This window comes from Actinomadura syzygii (assembly GCF_008085905.1).
Taxonomy (GTDB): domain Bacteria; phylum Actinomycetota; class Actinomycetes; order Streptosporangiales; family Streptosporangiaceae; genus Spirillospora; species Spirillospora syzygii.
Window position 1 is genome coordinate 202,677 of sequence record NZ_VSFF01000010.1, and the last position, 19,936, is coordinate 222,612.

The 19,936-nt window shown below is 70.8% G+C and carries 16 protein-coding genes; 8 read left to right on the forward strand and 8 right to left on the reverse strand.

What is annotated here, in order from left to right; all coding sequences use genetic code 11:
- Positions 1–16 precede the first annotated feature (16 nt).
- Positions 17–1,864, reverse strand: a complete 1,848-nt coding sequence (gene lepA, locus FXF65_RS26330) for a translation elongation factor 4 (protein WP_148352713.1) — start codon at positions 1,862–1,864, stop codon at positions 17–19.
- A 242-nt stretch (positions 1,865–2,106) separates the two neighbouring features.
- Here lepA and rpsT point away from each other — a divergent pair, with 242 nt between their 5' ends.
- The gene (gene rpsT, locus FXF65_RS26335; protein ID WP_148352714.1) at positions 2,107–2,379 is read left to right on the forward strand and encodes a 30S ribosomal protein S20; all 273 of its coding nucleotides are present in this window, start codon (positions 2,107–2,109) and stop codon (positions 2,377–2,379) included.
- A gap of 62 nt (positions 2,380–2,441) precedes the next feature.
- Entirely contained in the window at positions 2,442–2,978 is a 537-nt protein-coding gene (locus FXF65_RS26340; RefSeq protein ID WP_148352715.1) for an RNA 2'-phosphotransferase, read from the forward strand.
- On the opposite strand, the gene FXF65_RS26345 is transcribed toward FXF65_RS26340, so the two are convergent.
- On the reverse strand, positions 2,926–3,450 hold the full coding sequence (locus FXF65_RS26345; RefSeq protein WP_148352716.1) for a hypothetical protein: 525 nt from the start codon (positions 3,448–3,450) through the stop codon (positions 2,926–2,928). The two genes, FXF65_RS26340 and FXF65_RS26345, sit on opposite strands and share 53 nt — an antisense overlap.
- Before the next feature lie 69 nt (positions 3,451–3,519).
- Between FXF65_RS26345 and FXF65_RS26350 the strand changes: the two genes are divergently transcribed.
- Entirely contained in the window at positions 3,520–4,440 is a 921-nt protein-coding gene (locus tag FXF65_RS26350) for a LysR family transcriptional regulator (protein WP_148352717.1), read from the forward strand.
- Entirely contained in the window at positions 4,380–4,802 is a 423-nt protein-coding gene (locus FXF65_RS26355; protein ID WP_148352718.1) for an SRPBCC family protein, read from the forward strand. The genes FXF65_RS26350 and FXF65_RS26355 overlap by 61 nt, the downstream gene beginning before the upstream one ends.
- Positions 4,803–5,090: 288 nt before the next feature.
- On the opposite strand, the gene holA is transcribed toward FXF65_RS26355, so the two are convergent.
- The 6 genes from holA to hflX all read right to left on the reverse strand — a co-directional run bounded on the left by holA (position 5,091) and on the right by hflX (position 13,982).
- A complete protein-coding gene (gene holA / locus FXF65_RS26360; protein WP_148352719.1) occupies positions 5,091–6,059 on the reverse strand; it encodes a DNA polymerase III subunit delta in 969 nt (322 codons plus the stop codon).
- 436 nt (positions 6,060–6,495) lie between these two features.
- Entirely contained in the window at positions 6,496–8,595 is a 2,100-nt protein-coding gene (locus tag FXF65_RS26365; RefSeq protein WP_246199113.1) for a DNA internalization-related competence protein ComEC/Rec2, read from the reverse strand.
- 263 nt (positions 8,596–8,858) lie between these two features.
- The gene (locus tag FXF65_RS45975) at positions 8,859–9,569 is read right to left on the reverse strand and encodes a ComEA family DNA-binding protein (protein ID WP_148352721.1); all 711 of its coding nucleotides are present in this window, start codon (positions 9,567–9,569) and stop codon (positions 8,859–8,861) included.
- Positions 9,570–9,677: 108 nt separating this feature from the next.
- Positions 9,678–10,523: a DegV family protein gene (locus tag FXF65_RS26375; RefSeq protein WP_148352722.1), complete on the reverse strand. Its 846-nt coding sequence runs from the start codon at positions 10,521–10,523 to the stop codon at positions 9,678–9,680.
- A gap of 32 nt (positions 10,524–10,555) precedes the next feature.
- Complete coding sequence (gene hutI, locus FXF65_RS26380) at positions 10,556–11,770, reverse strand: imidazolonepropionase (RefSeq protein WP_067884426.1); 1,215 nt, start codon at positions 11,768–11,770, stop codon at positions 10,556–10,558.
- Positions 11,771–12,545: 775 nt separating this feature from the next.
- Complete coding sequence (gene hflX, locus FXF65_RS26385) at positions 12,546–13,982, reverse strand: GTPase HflX (RefSeq protein ID WP_378232338.1); 1,437 nt, start codon at positions 13,980–13,982, stop codon at positions 12,546–12,548.
- Positions 13,983–14,250: 268 nt separating this feature from the next.
- On the opposite strand from hflX, the gene aceB reads away from it, so the two are divergent.
- From aceB to FXF65_RS26405, 4 genes are read left to right on the forward strand one after another with little or no spacing between them, the layout of a single operon-like run.
- Positions 14,251–15,858: a malate synthase A gene (aceB, locus tag FXF65_RS26390; RefSeq protein ID WP_148352723.1), complete on the forward strand. Its 1,608-nt coding sequence runs from the start codon at positions 14,251–14,253 to the stop codon at positions 15,856–15,858.
- A gap of 45 nt (positions 15,859–15,903) precedes the next feature.
- Positions 15,904–17,418: an FAD-linked oxidase C-terminal domain-containing protein gene (locus tag FXF65_RS26395; RefSeq protein ID WP_148352724.1), complete on the forward strand. Its 1,515-nt coding sequence runs from the start codon at positions 15,904–15,906 to the stop codon at positions 17,416–17,418.
- The gene (locus tag FXF65_RS26400; RefSeq protein WP_148352725.1) at positions 17,418–18,614 is read left to right on the forward strand and encodes an FAD-binding oxidoreductase; all 1,197 of its coding nucleotides are present in this window, start codon (positions 17,418–17,420) and stop codon (positions 18,612–18,614) included. Before FXF65_RS26395 ends, FXF65_RS26400 begins: the two co-directional genes overlap by 1 nt.
- Complete coding sequence (locus tag FXF65_RS26405) at positions 18,614–19,900, forward strand: (Fe-S)-binding protein (RefSeq protein ID WP_148352726.1); 1,287 nt, start codon at positions 18,614–18,616, stop codon at positions 19,898–19,900. The genes FXF65_RS26400 and FXF65_RS26405 overlap by 1 nt, the downstream gene beginning before the upstream one ends.
- Positions 19,901–19,936 lie beyond the last annotated feature (36 nt).

Sequence of the window (19,936 nt, forward strand, 5' to 3'; positions counted from 1 at the left end):
TCTCGCGGGGCGCGGGTTACTTGCGGCCCTTGTCGGCGGACTCGCCCCCGCCGCCCGTGGAGAGCGCCGCGACGAAGGCCTCCTGCGGGACGTCCACCCGCCCGATGGTCTTCATCCGCTTCTTGCCCTCCTTCTGCTTCTCCAGCAGCTTGCGCTTACGGGAGATGTCGCCGCCGTAGCACTTGGCGAGGACGTCCTTGCGGATGGCGCGGATGTTCTCCCGGGCGATGATGCGCGCGCCGATCGCGGCCTGGATCGGCACCTCGTACTGCTGCCGCGGGATCAGCTCCTTGAGCTTGGACGTCATCATCAGCCCGTACTCGCGCGACTTGTCCTTGTGGACGATCTGGCTGAACGCGTCCACCGACTCGCCCTGCAGCAGGATGTCGACCTTCACGAGGTCGGCCTCCTGCTCGCCGCTCGGCTCGTAGTCAAGCGATGCGTACCCGCGGGTCTTCGACTTCAGCTGGTCGAAGAAGTCGAAGATGATCTCGGCGAGGGGCAGCGTGTAGCGGATCTCGACGCGGTCCTCGGACAGGTAGTCCATGCCGAGCAGCACACCGCGGCGGCCCTGGCACAGCTCCATGATCGCGCCGATGTGGTCGGACGGGCTGAGCAGCGTCGCCTTCACCACCGGCTCGTACACGACGCCGATCTTGCCCTCGGGGAACTCGCTGGGGTTCGTGACGGTGTGCTCCGTCCCGTCCTCCATGACCACGCGGTACACGACGTTCGGCGCGGTCGAGATCAGCGACAGGTCGAACTCGCGCTCCAGCCGCTCCCGGACGATCTCCATGTGCAGCAGCCCGAGGAACCCGCAGCGGAACCCGAACCCGAGCGCCGCCGACGTCTCCGGCTCGTAGACGAGCGCGGCGTCGTTCAGGCGGAGCTTGTCGAGCGCGTCGCGCAGCTCGGGGTACTGGTCGCCGTCCACCGGGTACAGGCCGGAGAACACCATGGGACGCGGGTCGCGGTAGCCGCCGAGCGCCTGCGGCGCCGGGCGCGACTGGCCCGTCACCGTGTCGCCGACGCGCGCCTGCCGGACGTCCTTCACCCCGGTGATCAGGTAGCCGACCTCGCCGACGCCGAGGCCCTGCACGGGCTTCGGCTCCGGGGAGATCACGCCGACCTCCAGGGTCTCGTGCGCGGCCCCCGTCGACATCATGAGGCTCTTCTCGCGGCGCGACAGGTGCCCGTCCATGATCCGGACGTAGGTGACCACCCCGCGGTAGGTGTCGTACACCGAGTCGAAGATCAGCGCGCGGGCCGGGCCGTCCGGGTCGCCGACCGGCGCGGGCACCTCCGCGACGATCTTGTCGAGCAGCTCACGGACGCCCTCGCCGGTCTTGCCGGACACCCGCAGCACGTCGGCGGGGTCGCAGCCGATGATCCCGGCGAGCTCCTCGGCGTACTTGTCGGGCTGCGCGGCGGGCAGGTCGATCTTGTTGAGGACGGGGATCAGGTGCAGGTCGGCCTCGAGCGCCAGGTACAGGTTGGCGAGCGTCTGCGCCTCGATGCCCTGCGCCGCGTCCACCAGCAGGACCGCGCCCTCGCACGCGGCGAGCGACCGCGACACCTCGTAGGAGAAGTCGACGTGCCCCGGGGTGTCGATCAGGTTGAGGACGTGGTCGACGCCGACGGACGTCCACGGCAGCCGCACGGCCTGGCTCTTGATCGTGATGCCGCGCTCGCGCTCGATGTCCATGCGGTCGAGGTACTGGGCGCGCATCTGGCGCTCCTCGACGACACCCGTCAACTGGAGCATCCGGTCCGCGAGGGTCGACTTGCCATGGTCGATGTGCGCGATGATGCAGAAGTTGCGGATGATCGCGGGATCGGTCTTGTCAGGCACAGGCGCTGGCACCGGGGTCCGTTCGCACTACTCACAGGTGGACAAGGAAAGGGTCTTCGTCCCATAGTCCCATGCCGGGTCCGATGCTCCGTGCACCGTGCTGGTTTGGGGTGGGGCCCGGTGATTGGTAAGCTGTGCGACTGCGTGTGGCGTAGCGTCGTGCCCCGGGGGCACCGTCCCGCCCCCGTTCAGACATTCGTCAGGGCCTGCGCGTGAGCAGGCGAGTATCGCGACCCAAGCTGAGGCACTCCGACGTGGCTAACATCAAGTCCCAGATCAAGCGCAACAAGCAGAACGAGAAGGCCCGCCTGCGCAACAAGGCCGTCAAGTCCGAGCTGAAGACGGCGATCCGCAAGTTCCGCGAGGCCGCCGAGGCCGGCGAGGTGGACGCGGCCGTCGCCGCGCAGCGCCACGCCGCCCGCAAGCTGGACAAGGCCGTCAGCAAGGGCGTCATCCACAAGAACCAGGCCGCGAACCGCAAGTCGGCGATCGCCAAGCGCACCGCCGAGCTGCAGGCCGCCAAGTAGCAACCGCACGCCCCGGGGCCGGCTCGTGTGCCGGCCCCGACGCATGTCCGGGGGCTTTTCCGATGGACGAGCGCCGCGCGGTGAAGATCTCCAAGTATCTCGCCGAGCACCTGCGGCACCGCCCCGAGCGGATCGGGCTCACGCTCGACGCCGAGGGCTGGGCCGACGTCGCCGACCTGCTCGCGGCCGCCGCCCGCCACTCGTTCCCGATCACCCGCGCCGAACTTGAGTTCGTCGTCGACGCCAATGACAAGAAGCGCTACGAACTCGACGGCGACCGGATCCGGGCCGTCCAGGGCCATTCCATCCCGGTCGACCTGAAACTGCCTCCGGCGGTGCCGCCGGAATTCCTTTTCCACGGGACGGTGCGCCGTTCCGTCCCCTCGATTCTGCGGGATGGGCTGCGGCCGATGGGGCGGCACGCCGTCCACCTGTCCCCCGACCGGGAGACGGCCCGGCGGGTCGGCGCCCGGCGCGGCGAGCCCGTCGTCCTGGTCGTCAACGCCGGACGGATGGCCGCCGCCGGGCACGAGTTCCGCGTCAGCGTCAACGGGGTGTGGCTGGCCGAATCCGTCCCGCCGGAATATCTCTCCGAATGATCTCGGCGGACGCCCAGTCGGGAATGCGCCGCACCCCTTCCTCTCCCGCTTTCGCAGGCCCGAACAGATACCGGTACGGGACGATCTCCCGAATGGCGCGATGCACGTCCGGCCGGTCGTCGATCATGTGGGTGATCCCGAGTTCCGCGCAGTGCAGCGCCTTCTCCGGACGCTTCGCGCAGAACCGGACGTTCTCCCTGGGCAGGCCCGTCCGCGCGTAGAAGTCGTGGTGGTCGAGCCAGGCGAGCGTCCGCCTCCGCACCCGGTCGCCGCACTTGGAGATGATCCAGGCGCGTCCGCCGAACGCTTCAACCAGGCCGGGCAGCACGTCGTACACGCCGTCCGTCGCGGGCGAGGCGAGCGCCGCCGCGAAGCTCCCGCTCAGGAACGCCGTGTCGTCGTCGCCGGGGGCGAGCAGGCCGCCGTGGATGACCCGGCCGAAGTCGACGCCGAGCCGGGATTCGATGTCCATGCCCTCCACCCTCGGACCTGGAGAGCTAGAAGAGAACTATTAAGATCATTTCAGCTATAGTCTGTAGCTATGGATCTGAGCCGCCTCTCCACGGACGCGCTCGCCTCGTTCGCCGTCTTCGCCGACCACCTCAACTTCACGCGCGCGGCCGGGGAGCTCCGCATCTCCCAGCCCGCCCTGCACGTCAAGGTCCGCAAGCTCGCCGAGACGGTCGGACGCCCCCTCTACACGCGGCACGGCCGCCACCTCGCCCTCACCCCCGCCGGCGAGCAGGTCGCCCGCTTCGCCCGCGACCTCGACGCCCGGATGACCGCGTTCCTCGCCGACGTGCACGGCGCCGCGTCCACCCGCGCGCCGGTGCTCGCCGCCGGGGAGGGCGCCTTCCTGTACCTGCTCGGCGACGTCGTCCGCCCCGGCATCCGCCTGATCAACGGCGACCGCGCCCGGACGCTCACCGCCGTCCGCACCGGCCGCGCCGACGTCGGGGTCGCCGTGCTGGACGTCCTGCCTACCGACGTGCGGACCGTCCCGCTCGCCTCATACCCGCAGGTCCTGGTCATGCCGGACGATCATCCGCTGGCCGCGAAGCCCGCGCTCACCCTCGCCGACCTGGCGGGGGCGGCGCTGATCGTCCCGCCGCCCGCGGGCCCGCACCGCGTCGCCCTCGAACGCGCCCTGCGCGCCGCCGCCGTCCCCTGGACCGTCGCCGTCGAAGCCGCGGGCTGGCCGCTCATGCTGCACTTCGTGGCCCTGCGCGTCGGCCTCGCCGTCGTGAACGGCTGCGTCTCCCCGCCCCCCGGCCTGGTCGGACGCGAGATCGTCGACCTGCCGGCCGTCCCGTACCACGCCCTCCATCTCCCGAACCGCGCCGACGACCCCCTGGTCACCGGCCTCCTGTCAGCCATCCACGACGCAGTGAGGAGCACACCGTGCATTTCGAGATCACCGTCGACATCGACGCCGCCCCCGAGACCGTCTGGAACCTCCTGAAGGACGTGGAACGCTGGCCGGAGATGACGGAATCCATTACCAGCGTCGAAATCCTGGACAAGCCCTTCACCCTTTCCAGCCGGGCCCGAGTCTCCCAGCCGAAACTCCCAGCCGCCGTCTGGAAGGTCACCGCCTTCGACGAGAACAAGACCTTCACCTGGGAATCCCGCTCCCCCGGCGTCACGACGGCAGCGGCCCATGACATCCTCCCAAAGCCAGACGGCACGGTAGCCGTCCGCCTGACCTTGACCCAAAAGGGCCCCCTGGCCCCCGTCATCTCCCTCCTGACAGGCCGCCTCTCCCGCCGCTACGTAACAATGGAAGCAAACGGCCTAAAAACCAAATCCGAATCCGCAACCTAAGCCCGTCATTCAGCCCGCCGACCACAACCCAGCCACCCAACCTGACCCACCCCTCTCCAGACAGGCCCCCAAAAGCGAACCCTTCGAGGACCACTGCCCTTAAGAACCTTGGAAGCGCGACATTGAGCGCGAGGGTCCAGGAAAGGCGACGTTGCGCCCGGACGGATTTAGGAGGCGGGGCATTGGGCGCCGGGGTCTGGGAAAGGCGGCGTTGTGCCCGGACGGTCCAGAAAGCGCGGCGTTGAGCGTGGCCAGGTCCAGGAAAGGCGATGTTGGGCGCGGACGGGTTTAGGAGGCGCGGCGTTGGGCTCGGGCGGAGACGATTTCGGCGACCGCCTTTTCCAATGCGTACGCAGGGTCGGCGGCGCCGCCCTTCACCTGCTCGTCGGCCTCGGCCACCGCGGCCAGTGCGCGTGCCACGCCGTCTCCTGACCAGGCGCGCAGTTGCCGCTGGACGCGCTCGATCTTCCACGGCGGCATCCCGAGTTCCTTCGCGAGGGCGGCGCCTCGCGCGCCTCGGGGTGCGCCGCCGACCTTCGCCAGCCCCCGGACGCCCTGCGCAAGCGCGCTGACGATCAGCACCGGCGCCACCCCGGTCGCGAGCGCCCAGCGGAGCTGCTCCAGTGCCTCGGCGAGCTGGCCCTCGATGGCCTTGTCCGCGACCGTGAACCCGCTGACCTCGGCGCGTCCCCGGTAGTAGCGCGCGACCGCCGCGTCGTCGATCTTCCCGCCGGTGTCGGCGACGAGCTGGCTGCACGCCGCCGCTAGTTCACGCAGGTCGTTCCCGACGGCGTCGATCAGCCCGCGTGCCGCGTCCGCCGAGATCTTCCCTCCTGCCGTGCGGATCTCCGCCCGGACGAAGTCGACGCGCTCCCCCGTCTTGGTGACCTTCGGACACGAGATCTTGCGTGCCTTGAGCTTGGTCAGCCCGTCCACCAGCGCCTTCCCCTTGGCCCCGCCGTGGTGGACGACCACGAGCACCACGTCCTCGGCGGGCGCCTTGGCGTACTTGAGCACCTCGGCGACCAGGTCCTTGCCCAAATCCTGCCCCGACCGCAGGACGAGCACCTTCCCGCCCCCGAACAGCGAAGGCGAGGTCAGTTCCGCGATCCGTCCGGGCTCCAGCCCGCCCGGCGCGAGGTCGATCACCTCGTTCTCCGGATCCGCCGCCCGCACGGACGCGACGACCTCACCGATCGCACGGTCCACAAGCAGTTCTTCGTCACCGACGACCAGGACGATGGGCTCAATCGACACCCCTGCAGCATGCCACGCCAGCCCGGCCACCACGTCACCAGCCGACAACACGACACCAAAAGCACCCGCACCCGGGCCGCAGCACACCCACCACCTCCCCCGCCCAGGCAGCCTGACCCCGCCCAACTCCCCGGCGGTCGGGAAACCAGGTCCCGCAGCCAGGCTGTCGACGTCCGAGACCAGCCAGCCGCATGCTCGGATGTCAGCGCCTCGAAATCCCTTTGGCGGACGCACCGTCACACGATTGTTGATGGTCAACTGCCCCACGGCTGCCCCCAGACCCCCACAGCTGCCTCACGGCCGGAGGGACGAAGGCCAGAACCTCGGCGGCCCCTATTGGCCGACCACGGATAACGTCAACCCAGCCTGCGGGTAACCGGATCGCCGACCAACGCGACCGCAGGCAAACCGAACCGCAAGCCAACCGAACTGCGGGCTAGCGGTGCGGAATGGTTGCCAAGCCGGTGGCCGTTCGGGCGATGGCTATGTCTCCCTCCTGATCTGTGCGATGGACTTGGGTGTGGAGACGTCTCAGAAGGCTCACCGTCACTGGAGACGGATGGCCGTAGTCGTTGTCTTCTTCTACCGAGATAAGTGAGATGGAGGCGTGAGCAGCGGCCAGGAATCGGAGGTCTTGGCTGGGTGAGCCGTGATGGGGAACCTTTAGGACTTGCACCTGCGGAACGGCATTCTCTAAGGCGCGCTGCGCTTCGATTTCTACGTCACCGGACAGGAGTGCGCTGAACCCCGGCTTGCGGGCCACAAGAACCACGCTCGCGTTGTTGATTGTGGTGCCGTCGTCGTCCGAGGTGAGGGCTGGACCAGCCACCACCGGGGCGAGTACGGACAGCGTCAGGTCGCCGATGCGCCACTGCTGCCCCGCTTGGGCTGGACGAGCGGCAACGCCACGCGCCAAGCGGGCTTCGCGGCCGGACGTCCGAGGCGTCGTCAGAATCTCGTGGACGGTGCGGCCGTGCATGACGCCGGACGTCCCATTGATGTGGTCGGCGTGCGGGTGGGTCAGGACAAGCAACGGGACGTCCCGGATGTGGAGTTGCCGCAGGCAGCGGTCGACCGGCGCGGGCTCGGGGCCCGTGTCCACGACGACGGCCTGCCCCGGTGCCGTGGCGAGGACGACGGCGTCCCCTTGCCCTACGTCACAGGCGACCATCTGCCAGCCGGGCGGCGGCCATCCCCGGGCCGTCACCCGCATGGCGACGACGGCGACCAGCACGCCGGTCAGTGCGGCGGCCACGAGCAGGCGCAGACGACGGCTGCGCAGGACCAGGACGGCGAGTCCGGCTGCCAGCAGCAGGGTGAGCGCGCCCAAGCCTCCGCCCGTCCAGGGGATGGTCGCGTAGGGCAGCGTGGCGGCGGTGCGGGCCACCCAGATGATCCAGCCCGTGGCGAGGCCCGCCGGCCAGGCGATCACTCTGGCGAGTGGAAGGCACACGGACGCGATGACGGCGGCGAGCGCCCCGAGGAGGGTGGCTGGAGCGACGGCCGGGGCGGCGAGCAGGTTGGCGAACACGGAGACGACGCCCACCTCACCGGACAGCATGACCAGGACCGGTGCCACCGCGACCTCGGCGGCGGCCGCGACCGCCAGGGCGTCGGCGACGGGGCCCGGGAGGCGGCGCGCGAGCCTCTCGCGCCATGGCGGGCCCAGGACGAGCAGCCCCGCCGTGGCCAGCACGGACAGCGCGAACCCGTACGAGCGGGCGAGCTCCGGATCGGCCAGGACCAGGAGAAGCACGGCGGCGGCCAAGGCGGGCAGCCCTTGGCGGCTCCGCCCAGTGAACATGGCCAACAAGCCGATGAGACCCATCACGGCCGCGCGGAGAACGCTCGGCTCAGGGCGCGCGATCACCACGAACACGACCACTGCGAGGACCGCGACGGGCGGGGCGCGCCGTCGTCCAAGACCCGCGAGACGGCACAGCCCGAGGACGGCGCCGGTGACGATCGCCAGGTTCGCGCCCGACACGACCAGGAGGTGGGTGAGCCCGGCCGTCCGGAAGTCCTCGGCGAGGGCCGGGTCGAGGCCGGAGGTGTCGCCGACGATCATGCCTGGCAGGACGCCGCGCTGGTCGGGCGGCAGCCGAGCGACGGCCGCCCGCAACCTCGCCCGGACTCGCTCGGCACCCCGTTGCACCAGCGAAGGCGGCCCCAGAACAGCGGGTGCCCCGCGCACGATCACAACGGCGGCGAGCAGATCAGCGCTCCTGGGCGTCGTGAACCGGCCGCGCAACCGGACCCGCTGGCTTGGCAGCAGGCGAAGCCAGCCGGGGTCCGCCGCGATCAGCAGGACGGGAACCCGCACCTTCGCCCGCGTCACCGTCTCCATCCGGGCCCGCATGATGATCATCGGACGTCCGTTGCCGGGCCGCGACTGCGGGTCCGCGGTCACCACGGCCTCAGCCACCGCGAACTGCCCGTGGCGAGCGAGATCACGCACGGGCCCGGTGTCGACGGCGGCCGTCCGCAACGCCACGACCGCCGCCGAAGCCGCCGCGCACACCAGCACGACACCCACCAATCGCCGCCGCCCCGCACCACCCCCGCTTCCCCTCACTGCCCGCCCGAAGCCCCCAAGCTGCCCAGCTGAAGCAGCGGGGGCGGTGGGGCTTGGGCCGGAGCTTTGGGCCGTGTTCGAGGGGCGGCGAGGAACTAGGAGGTATAGGGCCGTTAGGGCTGTGATGGTTGCCAGGGCGCAGGTGACGGCTGGGGGGAGGCCGATGGTCGTGGCGGCGGTTATCCAGGTGGCGAGGGCCGGGGCGAGCAGGCGCAGGTCGTGGGTCATACGCGGACCATGGATTTCAGGTCGTCGAAGCGGCGGGAGCCTATGCCGCTCACTTCCTGGAGTTCGTCGACGGAGCGGAAGCCGCCGTGTTCGGTGCGGTAGGCGACTATGCGCTGGGCGAGGACGGGGCCGACGCCGGGGAGGCCGTCCAACTGGTCGGCGGTGGCGGCGTTGAGGTCGATCGGCGTCGTGGGTGCGCCCGGGGCGTTGGGTCCGGACGGGGCGGCGGCGACGGGGGCGGCGGGAGCGGAGCCGCGGACGCCCACCGGGATCTGCTCGCCGTCCACCAGCTTGCGGGCGAGGTTGAGGGTGCCGGTCTTAGCGCCGGGGCGCAGCCCGCCCGCGGCCTTGATCGCCTCGGCGACGCGCGACCCGGCCGGGAGCGTGACCACACCGGGGCGCCTGACCTTCCCGATGACGTGCACGACCACCGGGGGCCCCGCCGCGACCGGGCTCGCGGACGGGGACGGACCGGCGCGCGTCTCCGCGAGGGTGGCGCTCGGCAGCGGTGCGGCGGCGGGCTGCGGCCGTGGACGCGCCAGCCAGAAGTATCCGGCGGCCACCACGGCGGCGATCACGCCGAGGAGCACGAGGACGCGGACGTTCGACCGCTCCGGGCTCGCGCGTAAGCGGGCCGAGGGCGGGGTCTCGGGAAGGCGGAGCCGCCCCATCAAGGACTGCAGCCGGGCCTGCGTGTCGGGTCTCATGGCGTCCGACGCTAGGCGCGGCTGGCGACCCGCCGTAAGCGCTCCGCGAATTGTGGATAACTCTGGTTCCGCCCGCCCAAAGGCCAGCAGTGAGGCGCCCCCGCACCGTTAGAGGTGTGGGGCCACGACCACGGCGAGCATTCCGGGGCCGACGTGGGCGCCGATCACTGGGCCTACCTCGCCCACGTACACGTCGGCGACGTGTGGGATCCGTTCGCACAGGCGGGCCGCAAGCGAGTCGGCACGTGCCGATGCGGCGAGGTGTTGCACGCCCAGATCAACGTGCAAATCGCCCGCCTCCGCTGCCGCGAGTTCCTCCAGTCGGGCCAGAGCGCGCGCAGATGTACGGACCTTCTCCAGTGGCGCGATGCGTCCGTCCGCGATGTCGAGGAGAGGCTTCACCATGAGGGCCGAACCCAGCAGGGTGGCGGCTGCGCCGATCCGTCCACCGCGCCGCAGGTGCTCCAGGGTGTCGACGTAGAGGAGTGACCGGGTGAGCCTGGCGCGGCGTAGGGCGGCGTCCGCGGCGTCCTCCGACGTGCCGCCAGCAAGGGCGACGGACGCCGCGGTGAGCGCGGCGAATCCGAGGCCCATCCCGATGGTCCCGCTGTCGACGACCCTTACTGGGACGGGCGCGTCGGCGGCGGCGAGCCGTGCCGCCTCCACCGTCCCGGACATGGCGGCGGACAGGTGCACGGAGACCACTTCGCGCGCGCCCGCGTCCACGACCGACCTGTAGGCGGCGGCGAAACGTCCGGGCGACGGACGCGACGTCGTCACGGCGTGCCGTTCCTTCAGCGCGCGCACGGTCTCGGCGGTGCCGATGTCGCCTTCGTCGCGGGTGGCGCCGCCGATGGCGATCTGCAGCGGGACGACGGTCAGCCCGTGCCGTTCGGCCAGCCCGGACGGCAGGTAGGCGGTCGAGTCCGTCACGACCGCGACGGCGCTTCCCATGGCAGGACGGTACCCGCCGCCGGAACGGCGGGTCAGGGCTGGACGGGCACGCCGCCGCGCCAGATCCGCAGTGCGCGCAGGCCGAACGCCCACGCGAACGCGCCCTCGTGGTCGGCGTCCCAGAGGACGATGTCGGCGAGCATGCCGGGCGCGAGCGAGCCGCGGTCGCCGACGCGCAGGGCGGCGGCTCCGCCGAGCGTGGCGGCGCGCAGCGCCTCGGTGACGCTCAACCCGAACATCGCGACGGACAGCCCGATGACGAGCGGCATGGACGTGATCCCGCACTGGCCCGGATTGTGGTCGGTGCCGAGCGCGACGGTGACGCCGCGGTCGAGCATCTGCCGGACGGGCGCCGGCGCGCGGCTGCTGTTGAGCGAGCTGCCGGGGCAGACGGTGGCGGTGACGCCCGCGTGCGCGAGTGCCTTGATGTCGTCGTCGTTGGCCTGGGTGAGCAGGTCGGCGGACGCGCAGCCGACCTCGGCGGCGACCTGCGCGGCGCCGACGCGCTCGTTGGCGCAGGCGTGCATGCGGGCCTTCAGCCCGGCGCGCTTGCCGGTGAGCAGCAGGGCGCGGGCCTCCTCGGCGGTGAAGTGGCCCTCGTCGCAGTAGACGTCGATCGAGTCGGCCCCGGCCACGGCGGCGTCGCCCGCCCACAGCCGGACGGCCTCGATGTAGTCGCGGCGGCGTCCGAAGAACTCCGGCGGCAGGATGTGCGCGGCGAGGAACGTCGCGTGGATGCGCGGCATGGACGGCTCGCCCTCCAGCGACCGCAGCATCCGGATGTCGGCGAGTTCGCCGTCGCGGGTGAGGTGGTAGCCGGTCTTGGCCTCGACGGTGGTCGTCCCGGCGAGGATCCACTGCCGGAGCCGTTCGCGGACGCCGTTGCAGAGCGTCCACGGGTCGGTCCCGCGGGTGACGGTCACGGTCGAGTTCACGCCGCCGCCCGCCGCGGTGATGGCGGAGTGGGACGACCCGCTCGTGCGCATCGCGAGTTCCGCCCAGCGGTTGCCCGCGTAGACCGGGTGGGAGTGCGCGTCGATGAGCCCTGGCGTGACGAGCCCGCCGCCGAGGTTCTCGACGTGGTCGACGTCGACGATGTCGTCGATGATGCCGGGGACGCGCTGCGGGAGGTCGGAGGCGGGCCCGGCCCAGACGATCCGGTCGTCGTGGATGAGCACGGCGGCGTTGCTGCAGACGTCGGTGCCCGTCCAGAGCCTGCCGATGTTCGTCAACAGCCGTACCGTCATAGGGTCACCGACCTGGGTGGGACGATGTGCGCTTCAGCGACGGTGTGCGCTTCGGCGCGGTCGAGGGCGACGCGCGGCGACGGCGCGTCGGTGCGGTGCTCGGACGTGGCGTGAGGACGTGGCCGGCCGCCTGCTCTCGGTCTGGCGCCTGGATCTTTCATGGAGTGGGCCACCTGCTCTCGATCCGAAACGCCGACTGGATGCCGGCGACTCACCATTGGTGGGTCGGGTGATCGGGCGACCACCACTGGGCAACGAGACCGGAGATATCGGTTTCGTCACGGTAGTGCACCGAAGGCCCGTCCGACAACCTCTGATAGCAGCGCTTCGACAGCCATCTCCCCGCCCCTTAGCTCTACGACCGTACGGATTTCAACCGCACCGTCAAGCCGAATCGTGAAGCTGTCACCGTTCAGCGACGAGGATTGACTGGGCCACGGGTTCCGGACGGCTCTGAATGTAACCGAGAGTCGTCCGGAACCTCGGAGACCCGCCGGGCCGCTCAGGACCCGGCGGGTCGCCGGTCGGTTCGGACGGACGGTTCTAACGAACCATCCGGACAGTCTGTTCAGACGATCGGTTCCGCCGCCCGGTTCGCGCGAACCGGCCACACGCCGCCTCGTTCCGCCAAACGGTCGACCCGCTCCGCCAAACGGTCGCCCGGTAACGCCGGACGGGCGGCCCGCTCCGTCGAACGGTCGAGCCCTCACGCCAGACGATCGGGCCCGCCCTGTCAGAGGGCCGAGCCGTCACGCCAGACGATCGGCCCGCCCTTTCAGGCGGTGGGGGTCACGGCCTCGTATCGCGCCAGTTCCCCGGCGAGGTCCGCCGGGACCCGGGCATGGAGCAGGGTGCCGTCCGCGACGTGCTCCTGCTTGAGCACGTCGCCCCGCTCGTGCGCCTGCGCGACGAGGTCGCCCCGGTCATAAGGCACGAGGACGCGCAGTTCGCTCTCCAGCCCCGGCAGGTCGGCCTCGACGGCGGCGCGCAGTTCGTCGATGCCGAACCCGGTGCGGGCGGACACGACGACGCTGTGCGGCTCGCGGCGCTGCAGCCGGGCGATCGCGAGGTCGTCGGCGGCGTCGGCCTTGTTGATCACGACGATCTCGGGGATCTCCGCGGCGCCGATCTCGCGCAGCACCTCGCGGACGGCGTCGAGCTGGTCCTCGGGCGCCGGGTCGGAGCCGTCCACGACGTGCAGGATCAGTCCCGCGTCGGTGACCTCCTCCAGCGTGGAGCGGAACGCCTCGACGAGCTGGTGCGGCAGGTGCCGGACGAACCCGACCGTGTCGGCGAGGGTGTAGGCGCGCCCGCCGGGCGTCTCGGCCCGCCGGATGGTCGGGTCGAGGGTGGCGAACAGGGCGTCCTCCACCAGCACCCCGGCGCCGGTGAGCCGGTTCAGCAGGGACGACTTGCCCGCGTTGGTGTAGCCCGCGATGGCGACGGCGGGCACCGCGTGGCGGCGGCGCTCGCCGCGCTTGGTGTCGCGCGCCTTGGACATGTCGGCGATCTGCCGGCGCAGCTTGGCCATCCGGGTGCGGATCCGCCGCCGGTCCAGCTCGATCTTGGTCTCGCCGGGGCCGCGGCCGCCGATCCCGACGCCGCCCGCGGCGCGCCCGCCGACCTGCCGGGACAGGTTGCCGCCCCAGCCGCGCAGCCGCGGCAGCAGGTAGTCGAGCTGCGCGAGCTCGACCTGCGCCTTGCCCTCGCGGCTCTTGGCGTGCTGGGCGAAGATGTCGAGGATCAGCGCGGTCCGGTCGATGACCTTGACCTGGACGGTCTCCTCCAGGTGCCGGAGCTGGCTCGGGGCCAGCTCGCCGTCGCAGATGACGGTGTCGGCACCGGTGGCGATGACGATGTCGCGCAGCTCGGCCGCCTTGCCGGAGCCGATGTAGGTGGCCGGGTCGGGCCGGGAGCGCCGCTGGACGAGTCCCTCCAGCACCTCCGAGCCCGCGGTCTCGGCGAGGAGCGCCAGCTCGCGCAGGGAGTTCTCGGCGGCCTCGGCGGTGCCGTCCGTCCAGACGCCGACGAGGACGACCCGCTCCAGGCGGAGCGAGCGGTACTCGACCTCGGTGACGTCCTCCAGCTCGGTGGACAGCCCCGCTACGCGGCGCAGTGCCCGGCGGTCCTCAAGGTCGAGTTCGCCCGTCATCGGCTCGTACTCGAACTCTTCGGAGGTCTGGGTCTGGTCTGCAGAAAAAGGTTGAGTCATATGTCCTCGGTAGAACGCCGCGGCACGGCCGTGTCTTCCCGGTCTTCCCGCCGTTTCTTCCCGCCGATCGTCTCACGGCCCTCTTCGGTGGTCACGCGGTTATCTCCCTGGGTTGACGCAAGCGCGCGCGGGGACGTGTCCCGGTGAACGCGGGGGTCCGTACACGCCCGGCCACTGCACTACCCCGCTTTGACCGCCTTCGACCACGCCAAGTACCGTTCTCCACATACCAGAACCCGAATTTCACTATGCGAAAGGGATGGCGCAGATGGCTGGACTTGACGGCATCGAGGTCACCGGACCCCTCGGCGATCGGTACGAGGAGATCCTGACCCCGGAGGCGCTCGGCCTGCTCGCCTCCCTGCAGCGTGAGCTGGGCGCCCGGCGGAAGGAGCTGCTGGCCGCCCGCGCGGAGCGGCAGCGCGCCCTGTCCGAGGGCGGGACGCTCGACTTCCTCCCCGAGACCGCGGACGTCCGCGCGGACGACGCCTGGCGGGTCGCCGACCCCGCGCCCGGACTGGAGGACCGCCGCGTCGAGATCACCGGCCCCACGGACCGGAAGATGACGATCAACGCGCTGAACTCCGGCGCGAAGGTGTGGCTGGCCGACTTCGAGGACGCCAACACGCCGCTGTGGACGAACATGATCGAGGGCCAGCTCAACCTCCGCGACGCCCTCGACCGCTCCATCGACTTCACCGACGACAAGAGCGGGAAGTCCTACGCGCTCAAGGACGACGCGGAGCTCGCGACGATCGTCGTCCGGCCGCGCGGCTGGCACCTGGACGAGAAGCACCTCCTCGTCGACGGCGAGCCCATGTCCGGGTCGCTCTTCGACTTCGGCCTGTACTTCTTCCACAGCGCGCGCCGTCAACTGGCCAAGGGCAAGGGCCCCTACTACTACCTGCCGAAGATGGAGTCGCACCTGGAGGCGCGGCTCTGGAACGACGCTTTCAACATCGCGCAGGACGCGCTGGGCGTCCCGCGCGGGACGATCCGCGCGACCGTGCTGATCGAGACGATCCCGGCGGCGTTCGAGATGGAGGAGATCCTCTACGAGCTGCGCGACCACTCCGCGGGCCTGAACGCCGGGCGCTGGGACTACCTCTTCTCGGTGATCAAGAAGTTCCGGGAGCGGGGCGCCGACTACGTGCTGCCCGAGCGGAACGCGATCACGATGACCGCGCCGTTCATGCGGGCCTACACCGAGCTGCTCGTCCGGACGTGCCACAAGCGCGGCGCGCACGCGATCGGCGGAATGGCGGCGTTCATCCCTTCCCGCCGCGACGAGCAGGTCAACAAGATGGCGCTGGAGAAGGTGCGGGCGGACAAGGCCCGCGAGTCGGGCGACGGGTTCGACGGCTCCTGGGTGGCGCACCCCGACCTCGTCCCGGTCTGCCGGGAGGTGTTCGACGGCGTCCTCGGCGACCGGCCGAACCAGCGCGAGCGGCTCCGCGAGGACGTGCGCGTCACCGCCGCCGACCTGCTCAACGTCAAGGCCACCCCGGGCGAGATCACCGAGACGGGCCTGCGCAACAACATCGACGTGGCGCTGCGCTACCTCGCCACCTGGCTGGACGGCGCGGGCGCGGTCGCCATCCACAACCTGATGGAGGACGCCGCGACCGCGGAGATCTCCCGCTCCCAGGTCTGGCAGTGGATCTACAACGGCGTGTCCACCGCCGAGGGCCGCAAGATCACCAAGGAGTGGGTCGAGGAGCTGCTGGACGAGGAGCTCGCCAAGATCAAGGACGAGCTGGGCCAGGCGTACAACGAGCCCCGCTACGACCAGGCCGTGACCCTCTTCAAGGAGGTCACCCTCGCGGACGACTACTCCGAGTTCCTCACGATCCCGGCCTACCAGAGCTTCCCGTAGACCCGGAGGGCACGCACCCTTTGGAACCCGCGTCCGCCAAGGAACATGGGTTCCAAAGGGTTCGCCCCTGAGCCAATATCGGGGATCGTGGAAAAGGTGGAACCGTTGCCCAACGAGCCGTTGCCCGACGAGCTCGGACGCCGGCTGGCGGAGCTGCTCGGGGCCGACCGGGTGGTCACCGACCCGGTTCGGCTGCGCACGTACGAGTGCGACGGGCTGACCAACCACCGGTCGACGCCGGGGATCGTCGTGCTGCCCGACACCGCCGAGCAGATCGCCGCGATCGTGCGCGAGTGCGCGGCGGCCGGGGTCCCCTACGTGGCGCGCGGCTCCGGGACGGGCCTGTCCGGCGGGGCGCTCCCCCGCGCGGACGGCGTGCTGATCGTCACGTCCCGGATGCGCCGGATCCTGGAGGTCGACATCCCGGGCCAGCGCGCCGTGGTCGAGCCCGGCGTGATCAACCTGGACGTGACGCGGGCCGTCCGGCAGTACGGGTACTACTTCGCGCCCGATCCGTCCAGCCAGCAGATCTGCTCGGTCGGCGGGAACGTCGCGGAGAACTCCGGCGGCGCGCACTGCCTGAAGTACGGGTTCACCGCGCACCACGTGCTGTCCTGCGAGGTCGTGACGCCGGACGGGGAGATCGTCGAGCTGTCCGCGGACGGCCCCGGCTACGACCTGCTCGGCGTGTTCGTCGGCGCGGAGGGCACGCTCGGCATCACCACGAAGATCACCGTGCGGCTGACGCGGCTGCCGGAGACCGTGCAGACGCTGCTCGCGGCGTTCGAGTCGATCGAGGCGGGCGGCGCGGCGGTGTCGGCGATCATCGGGGCGGGCGTCGTCCCGGCGGCGATCGAGATGATGGACGCGCTGTCGATCGAGGCGGCCGAGGCGGCGGTGCGCTGCGAGTACCCGCCGGGCGCGGGCGCGGTGCTGATCGTCGAGCTGGACGGCCCCGAACCCGAGGTCGCGGCCCAGTTCGCCCAGGTCGAACGGCTGTGCCGGGACGCGGGCGCGTTCGAGATCCGGATCGCCGCCGACGACGCGGAGCGCACGCTGATCTGGAAGGGGCGCAAGTCGGCGTTCGCGGCGGTAGGCCGGATCAGCCCGGCCTACATCGTCCAGGACGGCGTGATCCCCCGCACGGTCCTGCCGCAGGTCCTGGCGCGCATCGACGCGCTGTCCGCCGAATCCGGCGTGCGGGTGGCGAACGTGTTCCACGCGGGTGACGGAAACCTACACCCGCTGGTGCTGTTCGACGACGCCGAGCCGGGCGCGGAGCAGCGCGCGGAAGAGGTCTCCGGGGCGATCCTCGACCTGTGCATCGAGCACGGCGGCTCCATCACGGGCGAGCACGGCGTAGGGGTGGACAAGTCCCGCTACATGCCGCGGATGTTCACCGAAGCCGACCTGGACACGATGCAGATGGTCCGCTGCGGATTCGACCCGGCGGGACTGTGCAACCCAGGCAAGGTGTTCCCCACACCGCGTCTGTGCGGCGAGGTGCCCGGTGTGCGCAAGGGCCCGCACCCGTACGAGGGAAAGGCGGACCTCTTCTGATGCAGCCCATCGACGCCTTGGCGAAGGTCTGCGGTGATGTACGGCCGGGTGAGCCTGCGGAGGGCGTCCTCGGTGTGGAGCCCGCTCTTGTCGCCGCGCCGAAGGATGCTTCCGAGGCAGCCGAAGTCATGCGCGTCGCTGCCGAGAAGGGGCTGGCGGTCGTCCCGCGTGGGGCCGAGACCCGCCTCGACTGGGGCACACCTCCAGAACGGTGCGATCTGCTGGTCGACACCCACCGGATGGACGGGCTGATCGAACACGCCGCGGGGGACCTCGTCGCGAAGGCGGAGGCGGGCCAGCCGATGGAGCGGCTCGGCGCACTTCTCGCGGAGCGCGGTCAGCGGCTCGCGCTCGACGTCCCCCTGCCGGGTTCCACCGTGGGCGGGACGATCGCGACGGGCGCGTCCGGTCCGCTGCGCACGCTCTACGGGACGCCGCGGAACCTGGTCATCGGGCTGACGATCGTCCGGGCGGACGGTCAGATCGCGCGTTCCGGCGGGAAGGTCGTGAAGAACGTCGCCGGATACGACCTCGGACGCCTCTTCTCCGGTTCGTTCGGAACACTCGGGCTCATCGTGGACGCCACGTTCCGCTTGCATCCGGTTCCGTCGGCTGCCGCGTTCGTGTCGTGTCAGGTGACTGGTCCTGAGGACGCTTTTGATGCCGTCCAGACCGTCCTGCATTCCGCGGTGGCGCCGAGTGCGCTCGAATACATCAGCCCTGGGACGGTCGCCGTTCTCCTGGAGGGCGTCCCAGAGGGCGTTGACGTACGCGCAAGGCAAATCGCCGAACTTCTAGGCGAGAACGCCGAAATCACGGAATCGGCACCGGACGGCTGGGGACGCTACCCGGACGGCACAACCCTCATTGACGTCACCGCTCCACCGCCAGCGCTCCGTGACGTCCTCACTACGCTCGGGCCGGAAACCGCCGTAACCTGGAGTGGAAGCGGGCAAGGTCACGTCGGCGTCCCTACGGGCTCGACCCCGGAGAAGGTGGCGACCGTGCTGGGTGAGCTTAGGGGCGTGCTGAGCCGCCACCGCGGTGGTGCCGTCGTCCGATACGCGCCTGAGGAAGTGCGCGGCGAAATAGATGTGTGGGGCCCGGTTCCAGGGCTGGCGCTCATGCGGCGCGTGAAAGACCAGTTCGACCCGGACCACCGGTTGTCCCCCGGACGATTCGTGGGAGGGATTTGATGAGCGCTCAGGACGACCTCCCGAAACTGCTCGGCGACTGCGTCCACTGCGGTTTCTGCCTGCCGACCTGTCCGACGTACACGCTGTGGGGCGAGGAGATGGACTCGCCCCGGGGCCGCATCCACCTGATGCAGCAGCACGTGGACGGAGAGCCGTTCAGCGACGCGATGGTGCAGCATTTCGACGCCTGCCTCGGCTGCATGGCGTGTGTGACGTCCTGCCCGTCCGGGGTGCAGTACGACCGGCTCATCGAGATGACCCGCGCGGACGTCGAACGCGAGCACCCCCGTTCGCTGAAAGAACGCGCAATACGGGAAATGGTCTTCCAACTGTTCCCGTACAAGCGGAGGCTCCGTGCACTGCGCGGCCCGCTGCGCGCGTACCAGAAATCAGGTCTGGAACGGCTCGTGCGACGCAGCGGCGTCCTGGAGCGCATTTCGCCGTCCATCGCCGCTATGGAACGGCTCGCTCCGCCCCTCGGAAGGACCCCGCGCCTGCCGGAACGGGTCGCGGCCCGGGGCGAACGCCGCGCGACGGTGGGGATGCTGTCCGGCTGCGTGCAGGGCGAGTTCTTCCCCGGCGTCAACGCCGCGACGGCCCGCGTCCTGGCCCTCGAAGGCTGCGACGTCGTCATCCCGAAGGGCCAGGGGTGCTGCGGGGCGCTGTCCCTGCACTCCGGCCGCGAGGACGAGGCCCGCGACTTCGCCCGCCGGACGATCGAGACGTTCGAGTCCGTCGACGTCGTCGTCGTGAACTCGGCGGGCTGCGGCTCGGCCATGAAGGACTACCGGGCCCTCCTCGCCGACGATCCGGCCTGGTCGCGGCGGGCGGACGCGCTGACGGCCAAGACCCGCGACTTCGCCGAGTTCCTCGCCGAACTGGGCCCCCGCGCGGAGCGGGCGCCTTTGCCGGTCACCGTCGCCTACCACGACGCCTGCCACCTCGCGCACGCGCAGGGCGTGCGGAGCCAGCCGCGCGCGCTGCTCGCCGCGATCCCGGAGCTGGACGTCCGGGAGATCGCCGATCCGGAGATCTGCTGCGGGTCCGCCGGGACCTACAACCTGTTCCAGCCGGAGGCCGCCGCGGAGCTCGGCGACCGCAAGGCGGTGAACGTGGACGCCACCGGAGCCGAGCTGCTCGTCGCCGCCAACCCCGGCTGCTCCATGCAGATCGCCACCGCGCTGCGCCGCCGCGGCGCGCCCATCGCCGTCGCGCACACCGCCGAGATCCTGGACGCCTCGCTGCGCGGCCTTTCCCCCGACACCCTCCTCACGCGCGTTGCGTAACCCCCTGACCTGCGGGACGACCGATTCACGCGGTCG